Source organism: Dermabacter sp. HMSC06F07 (genome assembly GCF_001807345.1).
Classification (GTDB): Bacteria; Actinomycetota; Actinomycetes; order Actinomycetales; family Dermabacteraceae; genus Dermabacter; species Dermabacter hominis.
The window spans coordinates 416,094-442,511 of sequence record NZ_KV788588.1 but is presented as its reverse complement, the minus strand read 5'-3'; the positions used below and the strand labels follow the sequence as shown (position 1 = coordinate 442,511).

Below are 26,418 nucleotides of genomic sequence, written 5' to 3'. Positions count from 1 at the left end.
CCGCTACTTCGAGCTCGTCCGCGGTAGAAGCAGCCACGCGAGCGCTCCGAAAACAGCGAGGATCGCGACGAGGATCATGACACTCGGGATCGCTTCCGGGCGCATGAAGCCGACTGGAACGAGGGCGATTGCAATGAGCGCCGCGGCGAGACCGAGTACGAGGCTCAGCGCGCCGACGACGCGAATCAGGGCCTTCGTGCTCGTTCGCCCGTGGGCGGGCGAACGCGCGGCGAGTGCCCACAGGGAATGCGACGCGAGCACAAGGATCGCGAAGGCGATTGCCGGTGCGAGCGAAAGCGGAGGTGAGGCCCACAGAGCGAAGATCCACGCCGCGAATGTGACCAGTCCCGCCTCTGATCCCGGCTGGGCTAGTTGAAGAAGGTTGAGTACGGCGAGCGCGATGAACGGCAGTATGAGCCCCATCGTGAGAGGTGCCGTAAAACCATTCGTTGCACCCGCCGCGACGACGAGCGCAGCGGCGATTTGCGCGGCGAGCGCGCCGAGCCTCGCGCACCACTGAGTGGGAGAGACGGCCCGAACGAGGTCGAAAGCATCGAGAAGATGATCGGCGAGGGAACGGATCACAGAGCCTCCTCGAGGCGGCGCACGGGAATCCCGCGTCGTTCAAGATCGGCGATGACGAAGCGCCTCTCAAATCCGCGAATAACCCATGCCTCGTCCCACAGGTGCGTGTCCTCGATCCCGTCGATGCGGCGCATGGGAGCACCCGTGAGGCGTGCGGTGTTCGTGAGTTCTGCGGGAAGCGTGTCGATGATTGTGAGGTTCGCGCCGATCGCGCGCAGAAGGCCAATCTGCCCGATGAACTCTTCGCTCAGGAGGGGGGTGCACGCGATGGTGAGTGTGCCTGAGCGGATGCGCGGGGCCCGACGTAGACGAGGAGACACGGACTTGTCGCGCGATACGGTCGAGAGTGCCTCGAGGATGCGTCGCATGTGTTGCTCGCCCGTGCCGAAGGGGATCGACCCGATTAACGCTCCCGCATCGTGCAGGCCCACGCGGTCGCCGAGCGAGAGGTAGTGACGCGCGAGCACCGTCGCGGCTTCAACACTCATATCGAGACTCGAGGCGCGGCCATCCCCGGGCTCGGCACCGATCGGCCGGATATCGGCCATCGTATCGACGACGATGAGGACGTCCGTGTCTCGTTCGGAAAAGGTCTCGTTCGTGTGCAGTACTCCCCGGCGTGAGGTCACGCGCCAGTTGATTGTTTTGAGTCGATCGCCCGCGCGGTAGGGGCGGATGTCGGCGAGCGCCGTCCCCTCACCTTTCGTGCGGGAAGTATGGGGACCGCTCACACCGAGGACGCGCTCAAGGGGAAGGGGGCGAGGCTTCGCCGTTGCACTCGCGACGGCAGAAACGTTGCGCGCTGCGTGGTGCCGGTGGCGTCGGAACGCCCCGAGCGCATCGGTTTCTTGCACGGTGAACGGGCCGAACTCGTGCGTGCCCCACACCCGGGGCGTCGCCCGAACCCACGTACTTTCGAGACCCGTGATGACCGCCCATCGAGGCGAATACTCGAGCCCGCTGTTCATGTGGACGCCCACGGTCACGAGTGTTCCGCGAGCACCGCGAGCGATCGCCGTGACGCTCTCACCCTCGTTGACTTTGGCTTCCGCGGCCTCGAGCGTTGCCGGCTTCGCCTCGCTCGGCCGCATGATGTGGGCGACCGCAATCCAGGCAACGAGCGCACACCCAGCAAGGAGGGCGTCGAGGCGTGAGCCGAGCACGCCGTACAGGATGAACGCCGCGGCTGCGAGTACCGCGCGCGTGTAGGCCTGGGTTGTACGCATTCTCAAGCGGCAGCTTCGGGGGCGGGAACGCGCGTGAGAATCGAGTCGATCACGCTCGCGGGTGAAATGTTCTGGAGCCACAGTTCGGGCCGGATCACAACGCGGTGCTCGAGGCACGCGTGGGCCAAAGTCTTGATGTCTTCAGGAATCACGAATTCGCGGCCCTGGATGAGCGCGAGCGCGCGTGCGCACTGAATGAGCGCGAGCGAGCCGCGAGGCGAAGACCCCATCGCGGTCTCGCTGTGCTCTCGCGTTTCGCGCACGAGCGCGACGGCGTAGCGGCCAACGGCCTCGCTCACGTGAATTGTTTCGACTGAGCGCTGCAGCTTTTCGAGTTCGCCCGCCTGGAGCACGCGCTCGACGTCGATGCTCTCCTCGCGGCGCTCGATTCGGCGTGCGATGACATCCCATTCGTCGTCGGCGCTCGGGTAGCCGAAGGTCAGTCGCATGAGGAAACGGTCGAGTTGGGCCTCGGGCAGGGGATAGGTCCCTTCGGTTTCGACGGGATTGGCGGTTGCGAGCACGTGAAATGGGCGCGGGAGTGCGTGCGTCGTGCCCTCGATACTCACCTGGCGTTCCTGCATCGCCTCGAGGAGCGCAGCCTGAGTTTTGGGAGGCGTGCGGTTGATTTCATCGGCAAGGAGGAGCCCCGTGAATACCGGACCTGGCCGAAACTCAAACTCGTTCGTTTTTTGATTGAACACCTCGGAGCCCGTGAGATCGGCAGGCAGGAGGTCGGGCGTGAATTGGGCGCGGCGAAACTCGAGTCCAAGAGCGAGAGCGAACGAGTGGGCCGTGAGCGTTTTGCCGAGGCCCGGGTAGTCCTCGAGGAGGACGTGCCCGCCCGCGTAGATGCCCGCGAGGAGCTTCGTGAGCGCTTCGCGCTTACCGACGATCGCGCGCTCTGTCTCGTCGAGGATGCGCGTGCTGAGTGCGGCGGCCTCGCTCGGGGTGAAGGTGTCGGTCATGGCCTCTCCTTGACGTGGGGTGCGGGGGCGGTCAGTCGTGCGTATGCACTCTCGAGGTCGCGCAGCGCTGCGACCAGGCCGCGACGTGTGAGGCGGACCTGCCTCGTGCGCGGTCGAGGGGCATTGGCAGGGGAGTGGGCAGCGTCGGTCTCTTCCGCACAGGCGATAATGTCCGACGTTTGCTGCGACAGCACGAGGCTATCCCCGCGCGTGTCAGCGAGCGTCTCTAGTTCGTGAGCGATGCCCGCGAGGTACGTCGCGGGAAGGCGCGGGCCTTGCCGCTTTGTCTCGATTGTGCGGTAGAGGTCATCCTCGATACGGCGCACGCGGCGATCCTTTGCTGCTTCGAGCTCGGGTGCTGCGCGATAGAGGACTCGCGGAAACTCGGGAGCCTCGCTTCCGGTGAGTCCCGTGGCATTGAGCTCCCTCGCAAGCAGTGCGCCGAGTGTAAAGATAAGCGCGTAGGCGAGGTTGAGGCGGATATCGACGAGGTGCAGCGCGAGAACGATTGCCGTCGTCGCTGCCGCCGTCACGGCGAAGGTGAGCACGAGACGTTTCATGAACGTGCGCCTCCCGCCGGGGCCGTGTCCAATTCGCCTCTCAAGGCACGGAGCAAGTCTCGTGCCTCTTCGAGGCTGGCGGGGCGAGTTTCTGCGCTCGAGTAGCGTTCGGTTCGGTAGAGCTCCCCAAGGCGCGCGAGGCGAGAGTTATCGAGTCCAGCGGAGCCGACGACGCGCTCGACAAACTCGCTTGAGGTTTCGTAGGAACAGCGACCATAACCCTCTTCCGTGAGGCGGGCTTCGATCGCAAGCCATGCCGCGACAATGGCGTTGCCGTCGACCGCACTCCTCTCAAGGGCTTGCGCCGCGGCCTGGAGAGAGGCCGCGACAGCGGAGGCTTCGACTTCGCTCGGCGCGTCCCCACTTTCGCTTTGAGGAGTGAGTGTTCGCCGCGTCCTAAGCGCGCGTAGCCCTACCCGCACACAAATGATGAGTAAGCACAGCCCTGCAAGCGCGAGTAGCGCCCACACGATGATCTCGAGGGTCGGGCCGAGGGGATTGGGGCCCTCGGGTTGATACTGCTCGAACCCCGCGGAGATTTCCGTATTGACGTGTGCCTTCTGGTCAGTCGCGCTCTCCTGCGGGAGGACATCGAGGGCCGAGGGGCCGGCGCCGATGTCCACGAGGGGAGGCATGTGCGCGGCCGTTGCACACCCGAAGAGGAGAGCGCACACGATCGCGATGAGCGCAGGAAAAACCCGCTCAACTTTCATCGCGAATCTCCCTTCACTCCGGGCCTCGTGATTCGTGCGCGGCGCGGCGTTCTTTGTCCCGAAATCCTATACCGGAGCCCTGAAGGGGATTCTCGCACCGGCGATCGTGTGAAAAGCTTGAGGGGGAAACGCACGCGAGAGAGACACGCGAGGAGAGGCGATGAACCACAACGGCTGGGCCTTTGACGATGACGCGCCCCTGACGGCGCGCCTCACGGCTGCCTTCGCCTTCACCGCGGCCGCGGGCCTCTCCATACTCTTCACGATCGTGTGGCTTCTCAAAGATGGCTTGAGCGCCGACATCTCGCTCGGCGGGCTCATCGCCCCGCTCATGCTCGGAATGTTCATCGCGGTCGCCGGTGCAGTGTATGACGCGACGCGTCGGCGCTTGCCGTTTGCATGGATGTGCGTTGTTGTCGCCGCGAGCATTCTTGCGCTTGCCCTCGCGGGCGCGACTGTTTTCGAGCTCTTGACCGACCAGCGGTATGAGCTTTCGCCGTTCGTCTATCTCATTGGCGTGCCCGTGTATGGCGCTCTCGCGTGGGCCGTGCTCGCTCTCTGGCCCGCGCCAAAGAAGCAAGAGTCGCGACTCTTCGGCCCGGGTGAGGATCGGGGCGACTGGCGCGAAGAATTCATTCGTGCCGCTCGCGTGCGCGGGGACCTCACCGAAAAACGCATCGAGAAGCTCGCAGACGACGCATACGCCCGTGCCGAATCTGCACACCGAAGCGTGGGGGAGGAGTGCGGCGATCCCGTGCGATACGCGCGTAACCTCCCGAAGGATCGCGCGACGGTCGCAAAACGCAAGCTTTTCTTCCAGCTTGCACTCATGGTGCTCGCTGGCATCCTCCTGGCCTTGGACATAAGCGGAGAGCGACAGAGTTCCTTTGGCATCGGAGCGCTCGTGCTGTGGCTCGCCATCTTTGCGGTGGGTGCAGTCTCCTCGTTCTTCCTGTGGCGAAAAGCGAAGCGCGAGCAGGAAGGCGAAGCGGAGCGGCCCGTAGACTGAACGCGTGAGTACCGAGCAGACACCGAGCACGAACGCCTCAGACAGCTCCGCAGCCGCCGACCCCGCCGAGATGACCGCGCTCGAGGCCGAAGGGCGCATTCTCGACCTGCGCGAACGCCTCGCAGAGGCACGCGTCGAATACTACGAGAACGACTCACCGATCATGGCCGACGGCGAATACGACGCCCTCGAACGCGAGCTCAAGAGTCTCGAGGCGGAGTTTCCCGAGTTTGCGAGCGAGGAGTCACCCACCCAGACCGTGGGCGGCGCGGTTGCCCAGGGATTCGCCTCGGTTCCTCACATCGAGCGCATGATGAGCCTCGACAACGCCTTCAGCCTCGACGAGATTCGCGAGTGGGCAAAGCGCTGCCAGGAGGATGCGCCCGGAACGCCCCAGTTCCTGACGGAACTCAAGATTGACGGCCTCGCCATTTCGCTCGTGTACGAAAACGGCACACTCGTGCGCGGCGTGACGCGCGGCGACGGTCGCGTGGGCGAGGACGTCACCGCGAATGTCAAGACGATCCGCAACGTGCCGCACACTCTGAGCACTGAAAAGCCTCCCGCACTTCTCGAAGTGCGCGGCGAGGTGTTCTTCCCGGTCGACGAGTTCGAAAAACTCAATGAGGAGCGCCGCGAGGCGGGGCTTCGCGAGTTCGCGAACCCTCGCAACACCGCCGCGGGATCGCTTCGCCAGAAAGACTCCTCCATCACCGCCTCACGCGCCCTCGAGGTGTACGTCCACGGCATCGGTGCGCACGAAGGCGCCGTCGGATACCCCGAGAGTCAAAGTGAGGTCTACGAGATGCTCGCCTCGTGGGGCCTTCCCACTTCTCCTCACTTCGAGGTGCTCGACTCGCTCGAGCAGGTCACGCAGTACATCGAACGGGCGGGGCGCAAGCGCCACGACTTCGAGCACGATATCGACGGCATCGTCATCAAGATCAACGACTTCGCTCATCAGCGTGCTCTCGGAGCAACGTCCAGGGCACCGCGGTGGGCTATCGCCTACAAGTACCCGCCCGAAGAGGTCACGACAAAGCTGCTCGACATTCAGGTAGACGTGGGGCGCACGGGCCGCGTCACCCCCTTCGGCGTCATGGAACCGGTCAAGGTTGCGGGCTCGACCGTCGCGCGGGCGACCCTTCACAACCAATTCGATGTCGAACGAAAGGGCGTGCTGATCGGCGACACGATCCTCCTTCGCAAGGCCGGCGACGTGATCCCCGAAATCCTCGGCCCCGTCGAAAAGCTCCGCGACGGAACCGAAAAACCGTTCGTCATGCCGAAGAACTGCCCGAGCTGTGGAGCAGAGATTCGGCCGGAAAAAGAGGGCGATAAAGACTGGCGTTGCCCCAACCAGAAGGATTGCCCCTCCCAGGTCACCGGTCGTATCGCGCACGCTGCGAGCCGCGGGGCCTTCGACATCGAGGCCCTCGGCGATGAATCGGCAATTGCGCTCACCGATCCCGATAAGCGCCGCGCCGAAGCCCTCGCCTCTCTCAAGGCCGGCCACGCGCTCTACCTGCCGGTGCTTACGGAAGAGGATTTCCACAGCGCAGCGTTTGTGACGCTCAAGAACGGCGTTGCAACCGATGATGCGGACGGAGTTCCAATGCTCCGCATCACCGACCCCGACGATCCCCGCATTCCCGCACCACGCTCAGGCGTCGTGCGTACGGGCGCGAATCTGTTTGATCTCACGCCCGAGGACCTGCGCGAGGTCACGGTCTACCAGAGCGTGCGCCGCGACGGTGAGGAAACGGGTGATTGGCGCACCGTGAGCGCCTTTTGGAACCGCCCGCAGTGGCGCTACTACAAGTCCAGAAAATCCTGGAGCCTCGTGAAGCCGGCGACCGTCGGAAAAACCACCGAGGTGCTGATGAGCGAACTCGACAAGGCGAAATCGGCAGGGCTTTGGCGGGTGCTCGTGGCCCTCTCGATCCGCCACGTGGGTCCGACGGCCGCCCGCGCACTCGCGACGGCCTGGGGCTCTATCGACGCGATCGCGAGTGCAAGCGTCGAGGAACTGGCCAAAACTGATGGCGTCGGCGAGACGATCGCGACGAGCATCGCGGCGTTTTTCCAGGAGGAATGGCACGCCGAGCTCGTTGAGGCGTGGAAGCGCTCGGGTGTTGTCGTTGTCGACGAATCGACGAGCGGAATCGAAAAGACGCTCGAAGGGCTCACGATCGTTGTCACCGGTTCTCTCGAGGGCTACACGCGCGATGGCGCGAAAGAGGCGATCCTGCAGCGAGGCGGCAAGGCCTCCGGCAGCGTCTCGAAGAAGACGAACTACGTCGTCGTGGGCGAGAACGCGGGCTCGAAGGCGACCAAAGCAGAGGAACTTGGGATCACGATCCTCGATGAGGGAGGTTTCACAGCGCTCCTCGAGGGTGGAGAAAGCGCACTGGCGTAGCGCCTAGAATGGATGCCATGCCAGCAATGAGTTCTGAAGAAGTCGCACGCCTGGCGTCCCTCGCTCGCATTGAGCTCACCGACGACGAGATCGCTCGCTTTGCGGGCGAATTCGACGCCATCTTGGACGCAGTTGCGTCCGTGAGTGAAGTCGCGAGCGACGACGTCCCGGCCACCAGTCACCCGATTCCCATGACCAACGTGTTCCGCAAGGACGAGGTCACGGAAACCCTCACGCAAGAAGAAGCCCTTTCCGGCGCGCCCGAAGCCGCCGATGGTCGCTTCGTTGTTCCGCAGATTTTGGGGGAGGAGTAACCGATGACTGACCTTGTGAAGCTTTCCGCCGCGCAGATGGCGAAGGGGCTCGAAAGCGGTGAGTTCAGCGCGCGCGAGCTGACCGACGCGCATCTCGCACGCATCGAGGCCGTCGAGGGCCAGCTCAACGCCTTCGTGACCGTGACAAGCGATGACGCACGGGCGACGGCCGATGCCGTTGACGAGGCGCGCGCCAAGGGCGAGAACCTCGCGCCGCTCGCGGGTGTTCCCGTTGCGGTTAAGGATGTCGTCGTGACGAAGGGCACGCAGACGACCGCCGGCTCGAAGATCCTCGAAGGTTGGATCCCTCCGTACGACGCGACCCTCGTGGAGAACCTCAAAGAGGCAAAGCTCCCGATTCTCGGCAAGACCAACATGGACGAGTTCGCGATGGGCTCCTCGACCGAGACGAGCGCCTACGGCAACACCCACAACCCGTGGGATCTGGACCGCATCCCGGGCGGTTCGGGTGGCGGGTCTTCGGCGGCTATCGCCGGGTTCGAAGCTCCGCTCGCGATCGGTACCGACACGGGTGGCTCGATCCGCCAGCCCGCGGCCGTGACCGGCACGGTCGGCGTCAAGCCCACGTACGGCTCGGTCTCGCGCTACGGGCTTATCGCGATGGCAAGCTCGCTCGACCAAGCGGGCCCGTGCACGCGAACGGTCGAAGATGCCGCGCTTTTGCACGAGGTCATCGGCGGCTACGACCCGAAGGATTCGACCTCGATCAAGGACGGCTTCGGCAACTTCGTCGAGGCCGCGCGCGAAAAGGACGTCAAGGGCATGCGCATCGGCGTCATTGAAGAGCTCGAGGGCGAAGGGTTCGACTCGCTCGTCAAGCAGCGCTTCGAGGAATCGCTCGCGCTTCTCGAGAAGGCTGGCGCGGAAATTGTTCGCGTGAGCTGCCCGAACTTCAAGTACGCGCTCGGCGCCTACTACCTCATCATGCCTTCGGAGGCGAGCAGCAACCTCGCGAAGTTTGACGGCATGCGCTTTGGCCTTCGCGTGGTCCCCGAGGATCACCCGACCGCCGAAAAGGTCATGGCCGCGACCAGAGGTCAGGGCTTCGGCGCCGAGGTCAAGCGCCGCATCCTGCTCGGTACATACGCGCTCAGCTCGGGCTACTACGACGCCTACTACGGAAGCGCCCAGAAGGTGCGCACACTCGTGCAGCGCGACTTCGCCGCGGCCTTCGAGAAGTGCGACGTGCTCGCGTCGCCGACCGCTCCCACCGTCGCTTTCCGCCTCGGTGAGAACACCGACAACCCCCTCAAGATGTACCTCAACGACATCGCGACGATTCCCGCGAACCTCGCGGGTGTCCCCGGCCTCTCGCTCCCGAGTGGCCTCGCCGAGGAATCGATGCCCGCGGGCTTCCAGTTCCTCGCTCCCGCGATGGCCGATGACCGCCTCTACCGCGCCGGTGGCGCACTCGAGGCGCTGCTCGAGGACTCCTGGGGAGGGCCGATTCTGAACAACGCTCCGGCCCTGGAAGGAGGCGCCAAGTGAACGCCTACACGGATATCGAACCCCTCGACTACGACGAGGCGATCGAGAAGTATGACCCGGTCCTCGGCATCGAGGTCCACGTGGAACTTGGCACGAAGACCAAGATGTTCGATGGCGCCCCCAATGTCTTTGCCGCCGAACCCAATACGGCGATCACGCCCGTCTCGCTCGGTCTTCCGGGGACGTTGCCGGTCGTCAATGAGAAAGCAGTGGAGTACGCGATCAAGATCGGTCTCGCACTGAACTGCTCGATCGCCGAGCACTGCCGTTTCGCGCGTAAGCAGTACTTCTACCCGGATCTCACGAAGAACTTCCAGACCTCGCAGTACGACGAACCGATCGCCTACGACGGGTACGTCGACGTCGAACTTGACGACGGCGAGATCGTGCGCGTCGACATCGAGCGCGCGCACATGGAAGAAGACGCCGGCAAGAACACCCACATCGGCGGTACCGGCCGTATCCAGGGCGCGACTCACTCGCAGGTCGACTACAACCGCGCGGGTGTTCCCCTCGTGGAGATCGTGACACGCCCGATCCCGAACACGGGCGGCCGCGCACCGGAGGTCGCCGCGGCGTACGTTCGCACGCTCCGCGATATCTTCCGCACCCTCGAAGTTTCGGAAGCGCGCATGGAGCGCGGCAACGTGCGCGCCGACATCAACGTCTCGCTTCGCCCCTCGAAAGAGGCGCCACTTGGCACACGTACCGAAACGAAGAACGTCAACTCGTTCCGTGCAATCGAGCGCGCCGTGCGTTTTGAGATCAGCCGCCAGGCGGGAGTGCTCGATAGCGGTGCCGAGGTCATCCAGGAGACCCGTCACTTCCACGACGACACGGGCCACACGAGCCCGGGCCGTGTGAAGAGCGATGCCGAGGACTACCGCTACTTCCCCGAGCCCGATCTCGTGCCGGTCGCCCCGAGTCGCGAGTGGGTTGAGGAGCTGCGCTCCTCGCTTCCGGAGCTTCCCGCGGCTCGTCGCCGACGGTTGCTCGGTGAGTGGGGTTTCACGGATCTCGAGATGCGCGACGTCATTAACGCCGGTGCGCTCGACCTGATCGAGGGGACGGTCGCTGCGGGTGCGAAGCCCCAGGCGGCACGCAAGTGGTGGATGGGTGAACTCGCACGCATCGCCAAGGAATCCGAGAAAGAGCTCGAGGAGCTCAGCGTCACTCCGGCTCAGGTTGCCGAACTCGTCTCGCTCGTCGAGGGCAAGAAGATCAACGACAAGATCGGCCGCCAGGTGCTTGCGAAGGTCCTCGATGGTGACGGTGATCCCGCCGCCATCGTGGAGAAGGAGAACCTCGCGGTTGTCTCTGATGACTCGGTTCTCGAGGGCGCCGTGGATCAGGCCATCGCTGATAACCCCGACGTGGTCGAGAAGATCAAGGGCGGCAAGGTCCAGGCGATCGGCGCGCTTATCGGCCCGGTCATGAAGGCGACGCGCGGCCAGGCTGATGCCGGGCGCGTTCGTGAGATCATTATGGCCAAACTTGAGGTGGGCTAACTCACCGGTCATAATGGGTCATTAAGAACTACCTAGTATGAAATGGGGCCTCGGGCTTTAGTGACCGGGGCCCCATTTTGCGGCCTGAAGCAGATCTGGGCCAACCGAGAGGGACTCATGAGTTTCGACCAGTACGTTGACCAGCTGATCGCACCGATTGCTCAATTTATGAGCGCGGTCGTGTTCTACGCGCCGAATATCGGCGGCATTGAAATCCCACTGATCGTCGTCTGGCTCGCAGTGGCGGCCGTCTTCATGACGGTGTGGTTGCGATTCCAGCCGATCACGGGATTTAAGCATGCGATTGACGTCGTGAGAGGGCGTTACGCGAGCAAAACTGACCCCGGTGAGGTGAGCAGCTTCCAGGCGCTTGCCACCGAGATTTCGGGCGCGATCGGGCTCGGCAACATCGCGGGCGTCGCGGTCGCGATTGGGCTCGGCGGTCCGGGCGCTGCACTGTGGATCGCGATCTTCGGCTTCTTTGCGATGAGCCTCAAGATGGCCGAGGCGACCCTGGGCACGAAATACCGCGTGATCGACGAAGACGGAACGGTCCACGCAGGCCCTATGTACTTCCTCAAATATGGGTTCAAAGAGATCGGCTGGGCGAAGGCCGGCAGCGTTCTCGCGATGTTCTACGCGATCTCGGCTTTCTTCGGCGTGTTCGGCGGCGGAAACATGTTTCAGTCGAACCAGACCGCGATGATCCTCGGTGAGCAGCTCGGTTGGGACTTCCTTCTCAACCACCGCTGGATCGTGGGTGTGGTCTTTGGCATCTTCCTCGCGCTCGTCGTGGTCGGCGGCGTGAAGTCGATCGGCAAGATCACCTCGAAAGCCGTTCCGATCATGGCGGGTACCTACCTCGTCTGCGCAATCCTTATTCTTCTTTTCAACCTCCCGCAGATCCCCTCGGCATTCATGACGATCGTGACCGAAGCGTTCCAGCCCAAGGGCGTTGCCGGGGGCGCGGCTGGAGCCGCCGTGATCGGTATCCAGCGTGCGCTCTTCTCGAACGCCGCTGGCGTCGGAACCGCGGGCATGACGCACGCGGCGGCGAAAACCCGCCACCCCGCGACCGAGGGCTTTACGGGCATGTGGAGCCCGTTCCTCGACTCGTGCGTCGTGTGTATGATCACCGCGCTTGTCGTGGTCGTGACCGGCGTCTATAAGAGCGGTGAGTCCGACGGCATCGTGATGACCGCGAAGGCTTTCTCGACCGTTGCGCCGTGGTTCTCGTATGTCCTCATGGTGATCGTCGTCCCGTTCGCGTTCTCAACCGTGCTCGCGTACTACTACTACGGCCTGAGCGCGATCCAGTACATCCTCGGCAACTCGAAATGGGTGACCCACGGCTTCCAGGTCGTGTGGATTGCCTTCACCATCATCGGGTCCGCCATCACGATCGATTCCGTTGTCACTCTTGCCGATGCGCTCATCTTCATCATGACCATCCCGAACCTCATCGGCGTGTACGCGCTTGCCAAGATCGTTCGCTACGAGATCCTGCGCCACAAGGTGAAGGTGACAACCGGAGCGATCCCGCAGATTGATCCTGAGCTCGCCGTGGGGATGGGGGATCACGAGCCCACCGAAGATCAAATTGCTGAGGCGCGTGATCGTGATGAAGAGGAAGCGCGCGAATGGCATGAGATTCGAGAGCGCCTCTATGAAGACGGCGAATGGGGTCAGCAGCGCGAAGGCGAGTGATGCAGGCCATCGAGTGATGCTAGTCACAGGCGCCGTGTTGGCCGTCATTACTTGACGAGACTCCTGGTGATTGTTATGTACCGCTGGTGACCAGGGGTTTTGTCGCCGCGTCAGTGTGCAAATAGGTCCGCTTGAGTGTGCGAGAAAAAATTGTCGCTAAGAATTCGTTTTCCCGAATGTGCTTGAAACCGCCGGTTCTTTTCCGAATGGTGGAGCGTGTTTGGCTTTCCCCCTTCAAGGAGTAACTGATGCATAGTTCTGGTGCTATCGACCAGTTCTTAAATACTTACTTTGCACCGTTTGCCGATTTCCTGTCGGCGATCGTGTTTTTCGCCCCCACCATTGCCGGGGTTGAGGTTCCCATCATCGTGTTGTGGCTGATCGCGGCCGCCCTCTTCCTCACGGTGTGGCTTCGATTCCAGCCCATCACGGGTCTCGCGCACTCGATTGGTGTCATTCGCGGCAAATACACCCGTAAGACCGACCCGGGTGAGGTGAGCTCTTTCCAGGCTCTCGCAACGGAGCTTTCGGGGACCGTTGGCCTCGGCAATATCGCCGGTGTCGCCGTCGCCATTTCGATCGGTGGTCCCGGTGCCGCGCTGTGGATCGTACTCTTCGGCTTCCTCGCGATGAGCGTAAAGATGGCCGAGGCGACTCTAGGTTCGAAGTACCGCGAGATTGACGATGACGGCCACACGCATGGCGGCCCCATGTATTACCTCAGGCACGGTCTTGCTGACGTCGGCTTCAAGAAGTTCGGCATCGTCCTCTCGTTCCTCTACGCGGCATTCACGCTCATCGGCGTGTTTGGTGCGGGTAACCTCTTCCAGTCGAATCAGGGCGCGGCGATCCTTAGCGATCAGCTCGGCATTGCCTTCCTTCAGGACAACCGCTGGGCCATCGGTGCGATTATGGCGGCGCTTGCGGCGCTCGTGATCGTCGGCGGTATTCAGTCGATCGGTACGTGGACGGCGCGCATCACGCCTCTCATGGCAATCGTGTACTTCCTGTGCGTGCTCGCGATCATCATCATGAATATTCAGGCGGTGCCCGAGGCGGTCGCCAAGATCTTCTCGACGGCTGTAACCGGCGAGGGCGTGACCGGTGGCGCGATCGGCGTGGCCATCGTTGGTATCCAGCGCGCGCTCTTCTCGAACGCTGCGGGTGTGGGCTCGGCCGGCATGGCGCACTCGGCCTCGAAGACCAAGGAGCCCGCGACGGAAGGCTTCACCGCGATGTGGGAGCCGCTCGTGGACTCTGTTATCGTCTGCACGCTCACGGCGATCGCCATTACCGTGACGGGTGTGTATGAGGACGGTAGCGGCGACGGCATCGTCATGACGGCGAATGCATTTGGGACGGTCGCAAGCTGGTTCCCGTATATTTTGACCGTGTCGGTGGCGCTCTTCGCGTTCTCGACGATCCTGAGCTACTACTACTACGGCAACCTTGCCGCCGAGTTCCTCTTCGGGCGGTCGGCCTTCGTGAAGCGCGGCTTCCAGATCGTATGGATTCTCGCGGTTATTCTCGGCTCGGCCGTGTCGATGGACGCTGTCATCAACTTCTCGGATGCCGTATTCTTCCTCATGACGATTCCGAACCTTCTCGGCATCTACTTCCTCGCAAAGATTGTGCGTTACGAGATTCTCCGCCACAAGGTGAAGCTTGAAACGGGCGCGATCGCAGTCGTTGATCCGGCACTCGCTGTCGGCATGGGTGACCACGAGCCCACGGAGCAGCAGGTCGCTGAAGCTCGCGCGCTCGAGGAGGAGGAAAACGCCAAGTATGAGGCGCTCAAGCAGCGCCTCGCGGACGATCCCGGTTGGCCGCATCGCGAAGGCTGATTGGTCGTTCTAACAACAGGCAGTTCATACTCTGAGACCCTCGTCCAATATTTGGGCGAGGGTCTTGGGTTTCTGCCTATGCTGTGGCCATGCCTCACCTTCGTTCACGCACGTCAACCCACGGCCGCAATATGGCCGGCGCACGCGCCCTGTGGCGCGCGACCGGCATGGGCTCGAATGATTTCGGCAAGCCGATCATCGCGACCGCGAACTCCTACACACAGTTCGTTCCTGGCCATGTGCACCTCAAAAACGTTGGCGACATGGTCGCCGAATCGATTCGCGAGGCCGGGGGAGTGGCGAAGGAGTTCAATACCATCGCGGTCGACGACGGCATTGCGATGGGGCACCAGGGGATGCTCTACTCTCTCCCGAGCCGAGACGTTATCGCCGACAGCATCGAGTACATGGTCAACGCCCACTGCGCCGATGCGCTCGTGTGCATCTCGAACTGTGACAAGATCACGCCCGGCATGCTCATGGCGGCCATGCGGCTCAACATTCCCGTCGTCTTTGTGTCGGGTGGACCAATGGAAGCCGGTAAACCCGTCGAGGGCGTAATCGACCACAGCATCGATCTCGTCGATGCAATCAGCTACGCCGTCGATGAGTCCATAAGCGATGACCAGCTCGCCCAGATCGAAAACAATGCATGTCCCACGTGTGGCTCGTGCTCGGGAATGTTCACGGCAAACTCGATGAACTGCCTCACCGAGGCCCTGGGGCTTTCGCTTCCGGGAAATGGCACGACGCTCGCGACGCACGCGTTCCGCCGCGACCTCTTCGTGGAGGCGGGAAAGCGAATCGTCGAGCTGTGCCGCCGCTACTACGACGATGACGACGAGAGCGTGCTGCCCCGCTCGATCGCTACGAAAGCGGCGTTTGAAAACGCCATGAGTCTCGATGTCGCGATGGGCGGCTCGACCAACACCGTGCTGCACATCCTTGCGGCAGCGATCGAGGGTGAGGTTGATTTTAGCCTCGAGGACATCGACCGGATTTCGCGGAACGTGCCCTGCCTCTCCAAGGTCGCCCCGAACGGAATTGCTCACGTCGAAGACGTGCACCGTGCCGGCGGGATTCCCGCGATCCTCGGCGAGCTTGATCGCGCGGGCCTGCTCGATCACTCGGTGCACGCGATTCACGCTCGTTCCCTCGCCGAATGGCTCGCCACGTGGGATATCCGCGGGGGAGAAGCCGGGCAAGAGGCCTTCACTCTCTTTAGCGCGGCACCGGGCGGAAAACGCACGACGGTGCCGTTCAGCCAGGACATGCGCTGGGAGGAGCTCGATCTCGACCAGGAATCGGGCGTAATTCGCGCCGTGCCGTTCGCCCACACGAAAGACGGCGGTCTGTGCGTGCTTCGTGGCAATCTCGCAAGTGATGGCGCCGTCATCAAGAGCGCGGGCATCGACGAGGAACTCTTCCATTTCGAGGGGCGCGCCTTTGTTGTCGAGTCCCAAGAGGAAGCGGTGCAACGCATCCTCGATAAGTCCGTTGCGGAAGGCGACGTTGTCGTGATCCAGTTCGAGGGACCACAGGGTGGCCCGGGCATGCAAGAGATGCTCTACCCCACCTCCTACCTCAAGGGACGCGGGCTCGGTAAGGCGTGCGCGCTCATCACCGACGGTCGGTTCTCGGGCGGCACCTCGGGCCTTTCAATCGGGCATATTTCGCCCGAAGCCGCCGAGGGTGGTGCGATCGGTCTCGTGGAGACGGGTGACCGAATCGTCATCGACGTCCCGAAGCGAGAGCTGACGCTCGATGTTCCGCAGGCAGAACTTGACCGTCGCCGCGAATCGCGCGGGCCTCTTCCGTGGCGGCCGCAGAATCGACGCCGCGAGGTGAGTCAGGCACTGAAGGTGTATGCCCATCACGTGCGCTCGGCAACATTTGGCGCGACGCGCAGGCCTCTCCCGTAAGCGGCGGGCCCCGTGGGGCCGACGGTTCGGAGGAGCCGTCGGATCTCAAGATGTGAACCGTTTCGTTTCAAGATTTGTATCCGGGTAGTTTGAGACGCATGCAGAGCATTCTCCTTATTGTGACCGGGCGCGGCTAACGCCCCCGCACGATAAGCCGCGCCCCTCGATTTCCCGCAAGGGACGAGGGGCTTTTTCGTCAGTGAATAATTGGAGGCGTTATGGCTGGAGCAGTCACGGGAGCGCAATCGCTCATCATGTCGCTTGAAGCGGCGGGGGCGGACGTCGTGTTTGGCCTGCCCGGGGGAGCGATCCTCCCGACCTACGATCCGCTTCTCGATGCGAAGGGGCTTCGGCACATTCTCGTGCGTCACGAGCAGGGGGCGGGCCACGCGGCGAGCGGGTACGCGCATGCAACCGGCAAGGTAGGCGTGTGTATCGCGACCTCGGGGCCCGGCGCGACAAACCTCATCACCGCGATTGCGGATGCCCAGATGGACTCGATCCCCATGGTGGTCATCACCGGTCAGGTGGGTTCGAGTTTTATTGGTACGGACGCGTTCCAAGAGGCCGACATCGTGGGCATGACGATGCCCGTGACGAAGCACAACATCCTCGTCAAGAACGCGGACGACATTCCGCTCGCGATCAAGCAGGCTTTCCACATCGCCTCGACGGGCAGGCCTGGAGTCGTTCTCGTAGACGTGACGAAGGATGCGCAGCAGGCAGAAACCGTTTTCGAATGGCCCGAAGAGCTCAATCTTCCCGGCTATCGCGTCCCGGGGCGCCCCAACGGCAAGCAGATTCGCGAAGCGGTCGAGTTGCTCGTGAACGCGAAGCGCCCCGTGTTCCTCCTGGGCGGTGGTGTGCTTCGTTCGCGCGCGAACGAGGAGGTGCGTGCGCTCGTCGAAGTGGCGAACGCCCCGTTCGTGACGACTCTCATGGCGCGCGGCGCCCTTCCCGACTCGCACCCGCAGCACCTGGGAATGCCCGGGATGCACGGAGACGTCGCCGCGGTCGCATCCCTCCAACGCAGTGACCTGATTATCGCGATCGGGGCACGCTTCGATGACCGCGTGACGGGAAGGCTCGACTCGTTCGCGCCCGCAGCAAAGGTTGTGCACGCCGATATCGACCCCGCCGAGATTTCAAAAAACCGAGTCGCCGACGTGCCGATCGTGGGCGATGCGGCGGATGTCGCTCGCGCCCTTCTAGCGGCCCTCGCCGATCGCCTTGCAGACGGCGACGAACGCGACTACGAAGCCTGGTGGCAGCTCATGAACGGGCTGCGCGAGAACTACCCGCTCGGGTGGACCGCGACTGCCGACGGCTACACGGCGCCGCAGCACGTGATTTCGCGCATCAGCGCCATCAGTGGCCCCGAATCGATCTTCGTTGCCGGTGTGGGCCAGCACCAGATGTGGTCGAGCCAATTCATCGACTTCGAGGAGCCGTATTCGTGGATCAACTCCGGCGGCCTCGGCACGATGGGCTACTCACTGCCCGCGGCGATGGGCGCGAAAGTGGGACAGCCCGGCAAGGTCGTGTGGTCGATCGACGGCGACGGTTGCTTCCAAATGACGAATCAGGAGCTCGCGACCTGCGTGCTCAACGATATTCCGATCAAGGTCGCGATCATCAATAATTCGTCGCTCGGAATGGTGCGTCAGTGGCAGAACCTTTTCTACGATCAGCGTTTTTCCAATACCGATCTCAATACCGGGCACGGCACGCGCCGCGTTCCCGACTTCGTGAAGCTCGCCGAGGCCTACGGTGCCGTGGGGCTACGGTGCGAGCGCGACGAGGACATCGACCGGGTGATCGGCGAAGCGATGGCGATCAACGATCGCCCCGTCGTGGTCGATTTTCAGGTGAGTGCTGACGCGATGGTGTGGCCCATGGTGCCCGCTGGCGTGAGCAATGACGAGATTCAAATCGCGCAGGGTATGACGCCCGAATGGGAGAGGGAGATCTGAGCATGGACTTTTCGCGCGACCCGGAGAAGAACCATACGCTGTCTGTCCTCGTCGAAAACAAGCCCGGCGTGCTCACGCGCGTTACGGCGCTTTTTGCGAGGCGCGGTTACAACATCGCATCGCTCGCGGTAGGACCTACCGAGCACGAGGGCATCTCTCGCATCACCGTCGTGGTCGAGGTTGATCAGATGCCGCTTGAGCAGATCACGAAGCAGCTCAATAAGCTCGTGAACGTCCTGAAAATCGTCCAGCTCGAGCCGCGGCAGTCGGTCGAGCGTGAGCTTGTGCTCGTCAAAGTTAAGGCCAACAACCAGACCCGCACGTCGGTTCTCGAAATAGTGCAGATGTTTCGAGCGAAGGTCGTCGATGCGGCCTCCGATTCCGTCACGATCGAGGCGACGGGATCGGCCGATAAGCTTGCCGCGCTGCTGTCCATGCTCGAGCAGTTTGGTGTCAAGGAGATCGTGAAGTCGGGGGCGGTCGCGATCGGGCGCGGCTCGCGTTCGATTACGGATCGCGCGCTGCTCGGGTAGGCAGCGTGGGGTCCGACGGGTGCACACCCACCGGCGTTTCTCAATATGAGACACGTATCCAGTAAGTAAGACGAGGGGCGGTTAGACTGCCCACAACCGAATCACACATGAGAACCGAAGGAGTTCACCGTGGCGGAAATGTTTTATGACGACAACGCTGATCTTGCACTCATCCAGTCCAAGAAGGTCGGCATCGTAGGATTCGGCTCGCAGGGCCACGCTCACGCCCTCAACCTTCGCGACTCGGGCGTCGAGGTACGCATCGGCCTCAAGGAAGGGTCGAAATCGCGAGCAAAAGCCGAAGAGCAGGGCTTTGGCGTGGACACCGTCGCCGAGGTCGCGAAGTGGGCCGACGTCATCATGATCCTCGCTCCTGACCAGTACCAGGCCGAGATCTACGAGAACGAGATCAAGGACAACCTCGAGGCGGGTAACGCGCTCTTCTTCGCGCACGGCTTCAACATCCGCTTCGACTACATCGAAGCGCCTAAGGGCGTCGACGTCGCGCTCGTCGCGCCGAAGGGCCCGGGCCATACGGTGCGCCGCGAGTTCGTCGCCGGGCGCGGTGTTCCCTGCATCATCGCAGTGGAAAACGACGAGTCGGGCGAGGCCTGGCCGCTCGCCCTGTCATACGCGAAGGCGATTGGTGGCCTGCGCGCGGGCGCGATCAAAACCACCTTCACGGAAGAAACCGAAACCGACCTCTTTGGTGAGCAGGCTGTGCTGTGCGGAGGCATGAGCCACCTCGTGCAGGCGGGCTTCGAGACACTGACCGAGGCGGGCTACCAGCCCGAGATCGCCTACTTCGAGGTGCTTCACGAGCTCAAGCTCATCGTGGACCTCATGATCGAAGGTGGCATCGCGAAGCAGCGCTGGTCGATCTCAGATACCGCCGAATTCGGCGACTACGTCTCGGGTCCGCGAGTCGTGGACGAACACGTCAAGGCCTCCATGAAGGCCGTTTTGGACGACATTCAAAACGGCAGCTTCGCGAAGCGCTTCGTCGATGATCAAAAGGCAGGTGCGCCCGAGTTCACGAAGCTGCGCGCGAGCGAGCAGGAGCACCCGATCGAGAAGGTCGGCAAGGAGCTTCGCACGATGTTTGCCTGGAGCGCCGAGCAGCTCGATGCCGACTACACAGAGGGCACCGCACAACGCTGATTCGCCGCCCCGTGCACCACCCTCGCGCCACCGAAGGAGAAACCATGAGCACACTTGACCTCGCTGTCATCCCCGGAGATGGGATTGGGCAGGAAGTTGTACCCGAGGGCCTCAAGGTTCTTCGGGCGGCCCTGGAAAGCACGGGGCGTAACCTCGTCACGACCGACTACAACCTCGGCGCGAGCCGCTGGCACGACACCGGCGAAACGCTGACGGATGAGGACCTGGACGCGCTTAAGCGCCACGACGCCCTGCTACTGGGTGCCGTCGGACACCCGAGCGTGCCCTCGGGCGTTCTCGAGCGCGGACTCTTGCTCAAGCTCCGGTTTGCGTTCGAGCACTACGTGAACCTCCGCCCTACGGCTCTCTTCCCGCACGTGGATTCCCCACTTGCGAACCCTGGCACGGTCGACTTCGTCGTCGTGCGCGAGGGAACCGAGGGGGCGTACGTTGGCGCCGGCGGGGTGCTTCGCGAGGGGAGCGCTGACGAGGTTGCGACCGAGGTGTCAATCAATACTGCCCACGGCGTTGAGCGCGTCGTGCGCTATGCCTTCGAGCTTGCCGCAAAGCGCCGCGGGAAGCTCACCCTCGTGCACAAGCACAACGTGCTCGTGCACGCCGGGCGTCTTTGGAAACGCATCGTCGAGAACGTGGCCGGCGAGTATCCCGATGTCGAGGTTGATTACTCGCACATCGATGCGATGATGATCTACCTCGTTCAGGATCCTTCGCGTTTCGACGTGATCGTGACGGACAACCTCTTTGGCGACATCATTACCGATCTTGCGGGTGCGATCTCTGGCGGCATCGGGCTTTCGGCTTCCGGCAACCTGAACCCCACGGGTGAGTTTCCGTCGATGTTTGAGCCCGTGCACGGAAGCGCCCCCGACATCGCGGGCAAGGGCATTGCGAATCCCACCGCGACGATCCTCTCCGTTGCGCTCCTTCTCGAGTCAATCGGTGAGGACGCGGCCGCGCAGCGCGTGCGCGAGGCCGTGACCGAGGATCTCGCGGAGAACCCGGGCTCCGCGCGTACGTGCGCGCAGATCGGGGACGCAATCGCGCAGGCTGTTCGGGAAAAGGCGCATGCAGCCTCGTAAACTGGGGAAATCAACGATTAAAGGTGAGAGGAATAAAGCCCATGGGTGAATACCGCGCAAGCTCGGCTCCGCGTCGAATCTCGAACGAGGAGCGTGAGCGCATCCTCAAGGATCCCGGCTTCGGCGACAACTTCACCGATTACATGGCCCATCAGCGGTGGACCGAAGCCGAAGGCTGGAGCGAGGGTGAGATTCTTCCGTACGGCCCCCTCTCACTCCAACCTGCCGCTGCGGTTTTCCACTACGCTCAGGAAATTTTCGAGGGACTCAAGGCCTTCCGGCACGCCGACGAAAGCGTGTGGACCTTCCGCCCCGAGAAGAACGCCGCGCGTATCCAGAACTCGGCGAGGCGCCTCGCGCTACCCGAGATCTCGACCGAGGACTTCCTCGCCTCGCTGCGAGGCGTCGTGAGCGCCGATGAGCCGTGGGTTCCCACGGGTGGCGAGTCGAGTCTCTACCTTCGCCCGTTCATGTTTGCCTCGGAAAGCTTCCTCGGTGTGCGTGCGGCGCACACGGTCGACTACTACGTGATCGCTTCGCCTGCCGGTAACTACTTCCCGCGCGGCGTGCAGCCGCTCGTCGTCTGGGTCTCGCCGCTCGCCGCCCGCGCGGGCCGCGGCGGCACGGGCTTTGCCAAGTGCGGTGGCAACTACGCGAGCTCGCTCCAGGGCAAGTACGAGGCTGCCAAGGCGGGGGCCGATGAGGTCATGTTCCTCGATTCGGAGACACACTCGAACATCGATGAGCTCTCGGGCATGAATACTTTCGTCGTCTACGCCGATGGTCGCATCGTGACGCCCACGCTCACCGGCTCGATCCTTCCGGGCGTGACGCGCGAATCGATCCTTACGCTCGCCGCCGATCGTGGCCTTAGCCCCAGCGAAGAGTCCGTCAACTACGAGGCGCTCACCGCCGATATCGCTGCGGGCCGCGTGACGGAAATGTTTGCGTGCGGCACAGCCGCCGTGATCAACCCAATTGGCGAGCTGCGTGATGAAAAGGCCACGTGGACAATCGGCAACGGTGGCAGCGGCGAGGTCACGATGGCCCTTCGCGAAGAGCTGACGGGCATTCAGTACGGCCGCGTTGAGGACCGCCACGGCTGGCTCGCGCGCCTCGTGTAGCGCTGCACTACCCGATCCGTTTCTTTCTTCAGCACCTCGGAGGTCACGGCCAGTGTTTCACCTGTACGACACGACCCTGCGCGACGGCTCTCAGCAAGAGGGACTCACGCTTAGCGTCGAGGACAAACTCCAGGTCGCAAGGCTCCTCGATGAGCTCGGCGTGACCTATATCGAGGGCGGCTGGCCGGGCGCGGTTCCGAAGGATACAGAGTTTTTCGCGCGTGCGAAAAAGGAGCTCTCGTTGAAGAACGCCCGACTCGCGGCCTTCGGGGCGACCCGCAAAAAGGGGTGTGCGGCGAGCGAGGACCCGCAGTTGCGGGAGCTCGTGGATTCAGGGGCTCCGACGGTCACTCTCGTGGCAAAGTCTGATCTTCGGCACGTCGAATCGGCGCTGCGCACGAGCGCCGAGGAGAACCTCGCGATGGTGCGCGAGAGCATTGAGTTTCTCCGTGGTTACGGCCGCGAGGTGTTCATCGACGCCGAGCACTTTTTCGACGGCTATGCTCACGATGCCGACTACGCGGTGCGCGTCGTTGCCGAAGCCTTGCGCGCCGGGGCGGCGATTGTTGTTCTATGCGATACGAATGGAGGAATGCTCCCGCATCAGGTGAGTGCGATCATCACGGATGTGCGTGCACGGCTCGAAAAAGCAGGGCTCGAGAGCGACCGTCTCGGTGCCCACATGCATAACGATTCCGGCTGCGCGATCGCGAACACGATCGCCGCCGTAGAAGCGGGCGCGGTGCATGTTCAGGGCTGCGTGAACGGCTATGGCGAGCGGACGGGCAACGCCGATCTCATTCCGGTTCTCGCCAATCTTCAGCTCAAGCTCGGGCGAAAGCTCGTGAGCCCCGAACAGCTTGGCGATGCGACACGGATCGCCCACGCAATCGCGGAGATCGCGAATATTCCCGCGTACGCACGCGCGCCGTACGTGGGAGCGAGCGCATTCGCGCATAAGGCTGGCCTGCACGCGAGCGCGATCCGCGTGGATCCAGATCTGTACCAGCACATGGATCCAACGGTCGTGGGCAATGACATGCGCATGATCATCTCGGACATGGCGGGCAAGGCGTCGATCGAACTCAAGGGGCGCGAGCTCGGCTACGACCTCTCCGGTGAGGACGCCACACTCGCCCTGCTCGCCCAGACAGTCAAGGGGCGCGAAGCCGAGGGATACAGCTACGAGGCGGCCGACGCCTCCTTCGAGATGCTCGTGCTCCACGTTCTCGGGGACCTTCCCACCTACGTTGAGGTGGAGTCGTGGCGCACCTCCTCCCACCAGCTCCGCGACGGATCGCTCGAATCGGAAGCAACCGTGCGCCTCAGCACGGCTCCCGGTCACCGAAGCGTGACGATCGCCGAAGGCAACGGCCCCGTGAATGCCCTCGACAAGGCCCTTCGTGAGGCGCTCGTGGACACCTATCCCGAGATTGCCTCGTTCGCACTCGTCGACTTCAAGGTGCGTATCCTCGACTCCCAGCAGGGCACCGACGCGACGACTCGCGTGCTCGTGACGAGCCAGGCTCCCTTTGGCCGCTTCACGACGGTTGGCGTGGGCCCGAACATTATCGAGGCCTCGTGGGAGGCACTTTTCGACGCCTATTGGTATGGCCTCCACAAGCTCCGCGTGGCCCCAGCGCGCGAAAGCGGAAGATCGCTCTAGAGCATCGCTTCGAGGTCTTTCAGCTTGTGGATCCTGAATGGATAGCAGTGCCAGCGGTAGGCGGGACCACATCTCAAGCCCGCAGTGAGAAGGGCGGAAGGGGAGCCGGGAGGCCCGTGGTGGTGGGGCGTGAAGAAGGGTGGAAGCCATGTGCTCTCTCTAGGGGGAGGGGGAACCGTTCTGTGCTTATGGCATTTCCACCCCTACTCGCGGGCAGCAAGCCAGCTTCTCGGAGCATCGCTACGTGCGTCGTAACGGTGCGGGGAGTGCAGCCCACTTCTTCCGAGATCTCGCGGCGGGGTGGTATACGTCCGGTATCGCTATAGCTACTGGAGACGTCGAGGTGGATGCGACCGCGCGTCTCGTTGCCCTGTACCCAGTGCGACAGATGTGTCGCAAAAGTGCACTTTTGGGCCCATTGGGAACCGTAAAAGTCCCGCGAGTAACTGTCATGCTGGGGTGCCCCAGTTCAGTACGCAGCTCGCGCGGGGGCGCGCGGCGCCCTCAACGGTGGAGGCCTCTCCATCGGGGGCACGGGCACGTCGGTCCCCACGCCCTCCACCTCCTCCTCGGGCAGCGTCGGGCAGAGCATTGTCGACGCCGCTCGCACCCAGATCGGCACCTCCTACTCCTGGAGCTCGAGCAGCCCGGGGGTGGGCTTCGACTGCTCGGGGCTGACCCAGTACGCCTACAAGCAGGCCGGCATCGATCTGCCGCGCACCTCCGGTCAGCAGGTCAACGCCGGCACCTCGATCTCGAAGTCCGCGGCCCAGTCCGGCGATCTGGTGGTCTGGCCCGGTCACATCGGCGTCTACGCCGGCGGTGACAAGGTCGTCGACGCGGGCCGCTCCGCGGGCGCCGTCACCGAGCGCACGATCTGGGGATCCCCCACCTTCATCAGCTTCCGCTGAGCACCAGCGACACCGACGGGGCGCGGACCGCCTCCCGGTGGTCCGCGCCCCCTCTGTGTCGGGTTGCCGCTCCGGGGGGAAGGGGTGGGCAGCTCGGTGGGGTTAGGTGTGGAGGCTGCCTGCGGCCTCGCGTTCATGCACGGACGGGCTCTCCAACTGGATGGTGGCGTGCTCGATCGCCACCGGGAAGTGTGTTCTGACGCAGAGGTGGACGTCTTCGAGGATCCGCAGCGCGTGGGCGGATTCGAAGCACTCCTCGCTGACCACGACGTGGGCCGAGATGACGGGCAGGTTACTGCCGATCGCGGAGGCATGCAGGTCGTGAACGTCCTGGACGTGATCCAGGGCGAGGATGTGCTCGCGAACTTGATCGAGATCGACCCCCTGGGGGGTGTACTCCATGAGGATGTGCACCGTCGCGCGCAGGATGCGGAACGCTCGGGGCACGATCAGCGCAGCGATGAACAGCCCTGCCAGAGCGTCGGCCTGCTGGAACCCGGTGAACTGGATGACCAGCGCGGCCGTGATGACGCCGAGCGATCCGAGGGCATCGTTGAGGACCTCGAGGAACGCGGCGCGCATGTTCAGGCTGGAGTTCTTCCCCCCGGCCAGGACGAGGATCGCAGCGATGTTCGCGATCAGCCCGATCACCCCGAAGGCGAGCAGCTCCCCGGAAGGGACCTCGGGGGGCTCGGTCAGCCGCGAGATGCCCTCGATTGCTGTATAGGCTCCCACCACGATCAAGAGGGTGGCCTGGGCCAGGGCGGCCAACACTTCGATGCGGGCGAATCCCCAGGTGCGTTTGCTGCTGGCCGGGCGCAGCATCATGGTCGCCGCGATCAGGGCCACCAGCAGCCCCGAGGCATCGACCAGCACGTGTGCCGTGTCGGTGAGCAGAGCAAGGCTTCCGGTGACGACACTGCCGAGGGCTTGCGCGAGCATGATGACAGACGTAATGCCAAACGCGATCGCCAGGCGAACCCGGGCCGTGTCCGGTGAAGCATGGTGGTGGGAGTGCTCTCCCTCGCTCGCCATCACAGCTCCCCTTCCTCAAGCTCAGCGTGGTCACAGTGGGCTTTGAGGGAGAGCGACGCCCCGGAAGCGGCCAGCAGCGTCTCCGCGGTCTCCAGCAGGTCCGTGAGCCGGGCCGGATCAGCCAGGGCGAACCACGAGGCCCGTCCCTCAGTGCGCACGGTGACCAGACCACAGTCACGCAGGCACGCCAGGTGCTTACTCACGGTGGACTGCGCCAGGTGCATGTGCTCTACGAGGCCACGGACCCGGTGCTCATCGGTCGAGAGGTGCTGAAGGAGGGCCAATCGAGTGGGCTCGGACAGGGCATGGAACAGCGCAGCATGGCCGTCCGCGACCTCGAACGGAGCGTTGTCCACCACCGGAATTATCGTCATGTGCCGATAGTATCGTCATAAAGCGATATTGCAAGGGGTGTGGTCCTTGGCGGCAGCGCGAGCTGGGGCGCGCCCCGGTGCGGAGCCAAGGGCCAGCTCGGGGCGACTCGGAACTAGACTCGATGCGCCCCGCGGGCACGATCATCGTGGTCGTGCGAGGGCACTAGGGAAGGGGAGTTGCGACAGTGGACACAACGACGAGTAGACGTGCGGTGCTTCTTCCGCTTGCCGCACCGGGGCTGCTGCCGGTGGCCTCC

Annotated in this window: 22 protein-coding genes; 15 read left to right on the top strand and 7 right to left on the bottom strand. The window is 63.4% G+C overall.

The features are described from left to right. Window positions 1-3: 3 nt before the first annotated feature. Genes HMPREF3157_RS09105 through HMPREF3157_RS09085 form a run of 5 tightly spaced genes read right to left on the bottom strand, consistent with a single transcriptional unit; the run spans window position 4 to window position 4,052 of the window. Window positions 4-585 carry a hypothetical protein gene (locus HMPREF3157_RS09105; RefSeq protein WP_070436171.1) on the bottom strand — a complete coding sequence of 194 codons (582 nt, stop codon included), beginning with the start codon at window positions 583-585 and terminating at the stop codon, window positions 4-6. Then, window positions 582-1,811: a DUF58 domain-containing protein gene (locus HMPREF3157_RS09100; protein WP_070436170.1), complete on the bottom strand. Its 1,230-nt coding sequence runs from the start codon at window positions 1,809-1,811 to the stop codon at window positions 582-584. Before HMPREF3157_RS09100 ends, HMPREF3157_RS09105 begins: the two co-directional genes overlap by 4 nt. A 2-nt stretch (window positions 1,812-1,813) precedes the next feature. Next, complete coding sequence (locus tag HMPREF3157_RS09095) at window positions 1,814-2,779, bottom strand: AAA family ATPase (RefSeq protein WP_016664789.1); 966 nt, start codon at window positions 2,777-2,779, stop codon at window positions 1,814-1,816. Beyond that, complete coding sequence (locus tag HMPREF3157_RS09090) at window positions 2,776-3,339, bottom strand: hypothetical protein (RefSeq protein ID WP_070436169.1); 564 nt, start codon at window positions 3,337-3,339, stop codon at window positions 2,776-2,778. The genes HMPREF3157_RS09095 and HMPREF3157_RS09090 overlap by 4 nt, the downstream gene beginning before the upstream one ends. Beyond that, window positions 3,336-4,052 carry a DUF4129 domain-containing protein gene (locus HMPREF3157_RS09085; RefSeq protein ID WP_070436168.1) on the bottom strand — a complete coding sequence of 239 codons (717 nt, stop codon included), beginning with the start codon at window positions 4,050-4,052 and terminating at the stop codon, window positions 3,336-3,338. The genes HMPREF3157_RS09090 and HMPREF3157_RS09085 overlap by 4 nt, the downstream gene beginning before the upstream one ends. Before the next feature lie 160 nt (window positions 4,053-4,212). On the opposite strand from HMPREF3157_RS09085, the gene HMPREF3157_RS09080 reads away from it, so the two are divergent. From HMPREF3157_RS09080 to HMPREF3157_RS10950, 15 genes are all read left to right on the top strand, one after another. After that, window positions 4,213-5,061 (top strand): hypothetical protein, encoded by an 849-nt coding sequence (locus HMPREF3157_RS09080; RefSeq protein WP_070436167.1) that lies wholly within the window; start codon window positions 4,213-4,215, stop codon window positions 5,059-5,061. 4 nt (window positions 5,062-5,065) lie between these two features. Next, window positions 5,066-7,480, top strand: a complete 2,415-nt coding sequence (ligA, locus tag HMPREF3157_RS09075) for an NAD-dependent DNA ligase LigA (RefSeq protein ID WP_083288140.1) — start codon at window positions 5,066-5,068, stop codon at window positions 7,478-7,480. A 17-nt stretch (window positions 7,481-7,497) separates the two neighbouring features. Further along, window positions 7,498-7,794, top strand: coding sequence for an Asp-tRNA(Asn)/Glu-tRNA(Gln) amidotransferase subunit GatC (gene gatC, locus HMPREF3157_RS09070; protein WP_034374975.1), 297 nt, complete (start codon window positions 7,498-7,500; stop codon window positions 7,792-7,794). Between the two features lie 3 nt (window positions 7,795-7,797). Beyond that, window positions 7,798-9,303, top strand: a complete 1,506-nt coding sequence (gene gatA / locus HMPREF3157_RS09065; protein WP_070436166.1) for an Asp-tRNA(Asn)/Glu-tRNA(Gln) amidotransferase subunit GatA — start codon at window positions 7,798-7,800, stop codon at window positions 9,301-9,303. Beyond that, window positions 9,300-10,811, top strand: coding sequence for an Asp-tRNA(Asn)/Glu-tRNA(Gln) amidotransferase subunit GatB (gene gatB, locus HMPREF3157_RS09060; RefSeq protein WP_083286219.1), 1,512 nt, complete (start codon window positions 9,300-9,302; stop codon window positions 10,809-10,811). Before gatA ends, gatB begins: the two co-directional genes overlap by 4 nt. Window positions 10,812-10,928: 117 nt before the next feature. Further along, window positions 10,929-12,518, top strand: a complete 1,590-nt coding sequence (locus HMPREF3157_RS09055) for an alanine/glycine:cation symporter family protein (RefSeq protein ID WP_070436165.1) — start codon at window positions 10,929-10,931, stop codon at window positions 12,516-12,518. A gap of 248 nt (window positions 12,519-12,766) precedes the next feature. Further along, complete coding sequence (locus HMPREF3157_RS09050; protein ID WP_070436164.1) at window positions 12,767-14,362, top strand: alanine/glycine:cation symporter family protein; 1,596 nt, start codon at window positions 12,767-12,769, stop codon at window positions 14,360-14,362. A gap of 89 nt (window positions 14,363-14,451) precedes the next feature. Next, entirely contained in the window at window positions 14,452-16,284 is a 1,833-nt protein-coding gene (gene ilvD / locus HMPREF3157_RS09045; protein WP_070436163.1) for a dihydroxy-acid dehydratase, read from the top strand. A gap of 218 nt (window positions 16,285-16,502) precedes the next feature. Beyond that, window positions 16,503-18,257 (top strand): acetolactate synthase large subunit, encoded by a 1,755-nt coding sequence (locus HMPREF3157_RS09040; protein ID WP_070436162.1) that lies wholly within the window; start codon window positions 16,503-16,505, stop codon window positions 18,255-18,257. 2 nt (window positions 18,258-18,259) lie between these two features. Then, the gene (ilvN, locus tag HMPREF3157_RS09035) at window positions 18,260-18,790 is read left to right on the top strand and encodes an acetolactate synthase small subunit (protein ID WP_034373537.1); all 531 of its coding nucleotides are present in this window, start codon (window positions 18,260-18,262) and stop codon (window positions 18,788-18,790) included. Between the two features lie 138 nt (window positions 18,791-18,928). Then, window positions 18,929-19,951, top strand: a complete 1,023-nt coding sequence (gene ilvC / locus HMPREF3157_RS09030; RefSeq protein WP_371440689.1) for a ketol-acid reductoisomerase — start codon at window positions 18,929-18,931, stop codon at window positions 19,949-19,951. Window positions 19,952-19,995: 44 nt separating this feature from the next. Further along, entirely contained in the window at window positions 19,996-21,051 is a 1,056-nt protein-coding gene (locus HMPREF3157_RS09025; RefSeq protein ID WP_070436160.1) for a 3-isopropylmalate dehydrogenase, read from the top strand. 41 nt (window positions 21,052-21,092) lie between these two features. Further along, window positions 21,093-22,175 (top strand): branched-chain amino acid aminotransferase, encoded by a 1,083-nt coding sequence (locus HMPREF3157_RS09020; RefSeq protein ID WP_070436159.1) that lies wholly within the window; start codon window positions 21,093-21,095, stop codon window positions 22,173-22,175. A gap of 52 nt (window positions 22,176-22,227) precedes the next feature. Then, a complete protein-coding gene (gene cimA / locus HMPREF3157_RS09015) occupies window positions 22,228-23,841 on the top strand; it encodes a citramalate synthase (protein WP_070436158.1) in 1,614 nt (537 codons plus the stop codon). A gap of 446 nt (window positions 23,842-24,287) precedes the next feature. After that, on the top strand, window positions 24,288-24,752 hold the full coding sequence (locus tag HMPREF3157_RS10950; RefSeq protein WP_275438549.1) for a C40 family peptidase: 465 nt from the start codon (window positions 24,288-24,290) through the stop codon (window positions 24,750-24,752). A 102-nt stretch (window positions 24,753-24,854) separates the two neighbouring features. Here the strand turns inward: HMPREF3157_RS10950 and HMPREF3157_RS09005 are convergent, their stop codons facing one another. Both HMPREF3157_RS09005 and HMPREF3157_RS09000 read right to left on the bottom strand, forming a co-directional pair. Beyond that, entirely contained in the window at window positions 24,855-25,787 is a 933-nt protein-coding gene (locus HMPREF3157_RS09005; RefSeq protein WP_070436157.1) for a cation diffusion facilitator family transporter, read from the bottom strand. Continuing rightward, window positions 25,787-26,161 carry an ArsR/SmtB family transcription factor gene (locus HMPREF3157_RS09000; RefSeq protein WP_070436156.1) on the bottom strand — a complete coding sequence of 125 codons (375 nt, stop codon included), beginning with the start codon at window positions 26,159-26,161 and terminating at the stop codon, window positions 25,787-25,789. The genes HMPREF3157_RS09005 and HMPREF3157_RS09000 overlap by 1 nt, the downstream gene beginning before the upstream one ends. Window positions 26,162-26,418 lie beyond the last annotated feature (257 nt).

Coding starts and splice junctions, on each gene's coding strand:
- HMPREF3157_RS09000 (WP_070436156.1), bottom strand. CDS start 26,161: ATGACGATAATTCCGGTGGTGGACAACGCTCCGTTCGAGGTCGCGGAC.
- HMPREF3157_RS09005 (WP_070436157.1), bottom strand. CDS start 25,787: ATGGCGAGCGAGGGAGAGCACTCCCACCACCATGCTTCACCGGACACG.
- HMPREF3157_RS09055 (WP_070436165.1), top strand. CDS start 10,929: ATGAGTTTCGACCAGTACGTTGACCAGCTGATCGCACCGATTGCTCAA.
- HMPREF3157_RS09095 (WP_016664789.1), bottom strand. CDS start 2,779: ATGACCGACACCTTCACCCCGAGCGAGGCCGCCGCACTCAGCACGCGC.
- gatC (WP_034374975.1), top strand. CDS start 7,498: ATGCCAGCAATGAGTTCTGAAGAAGTCGCACGCCTGGCGTCCCTCGCT.
- HMPREF3157_RS09100 (WP_070436170.1), bottom strand. CDS start 1,811: ATGCGTACAACCCAGGCCTACACGCGCGCGGTACTCGCAGCCGCGGCG.
- gatA (WP_070436166.1), top strand. CDS start 7,798: ATGACTGACCTTGTGAAGCTTTCCGCCGCGCAGATGGCGAAGGGGCTC.
- ilvD (WP_070436163.1), top strand. CDS start 14,452: ATGCCTCACCTTCGTTCACGCACGTCAACCCACGGCCGCAATATGGCC.
- ilvC (WP_371440689.1), top strand. CDS start 18,929: ATGTTTTATGACGACAACGCTGATCTTGCACTCATCCAGTCCAAGAAG.
- HMPREF3157_RS09040 (WP_070436162.1), top strand. CDS start 16,503: ATGGCTGGAGCAGTCACGGGAGCGCAATCGCTCATCATGTCGCTTGAA.
- HMPREF3157_RS09080 (WP_070436167.1), top strand. CDS start 4,213: ATGAACCACAACGGCTGGGCCTTTGACGATGACGCGCCCCTGACGGCG.
- HMPREF3157_RS09090 (WP_070436169.1), bottom strand. CDS start 3,339: ATGAAACGTCTCGTGCTCACCTTCGCCGTGACGGCGGCAGCGACGACG.
- HMPREF3157_RS09050 (WP_070436164.1), top strand. CDS start 12,767: ATGCATAGTTCTGGTGCTATCGACCAGTTCTTAAATACTTACTTTGCA.
- ilvN (WP_034373537.1), top strand. CDS start 18,260: ATGGACTTTTCGCGCGACCCGGAGAAGAACCATACGCTGTCTGTCCTC.
- HMPREF3157_RS09025 (WP_070436160.1), top strand. CDS start 19,996: ATGAGCACACTTGACCTCGCTGTCATCCCCGGAGATGGGATTGGGCAG.
- HMPREF3157_RS09085 (WP_070436168.1), bottom strand. CDS start 4,052: ATGAAAGTTGAGCGGGTTTTTCCTGCGCTCATCGCGATCGTGTGCGCT.
- HMPREF3157_RS09020 (WP_070436159.1), top strand. CDS start 21,093: ATGGGTGAATACCGCGCAAGCTCGGCTCCGCGTCGAATCTCGAACGAG.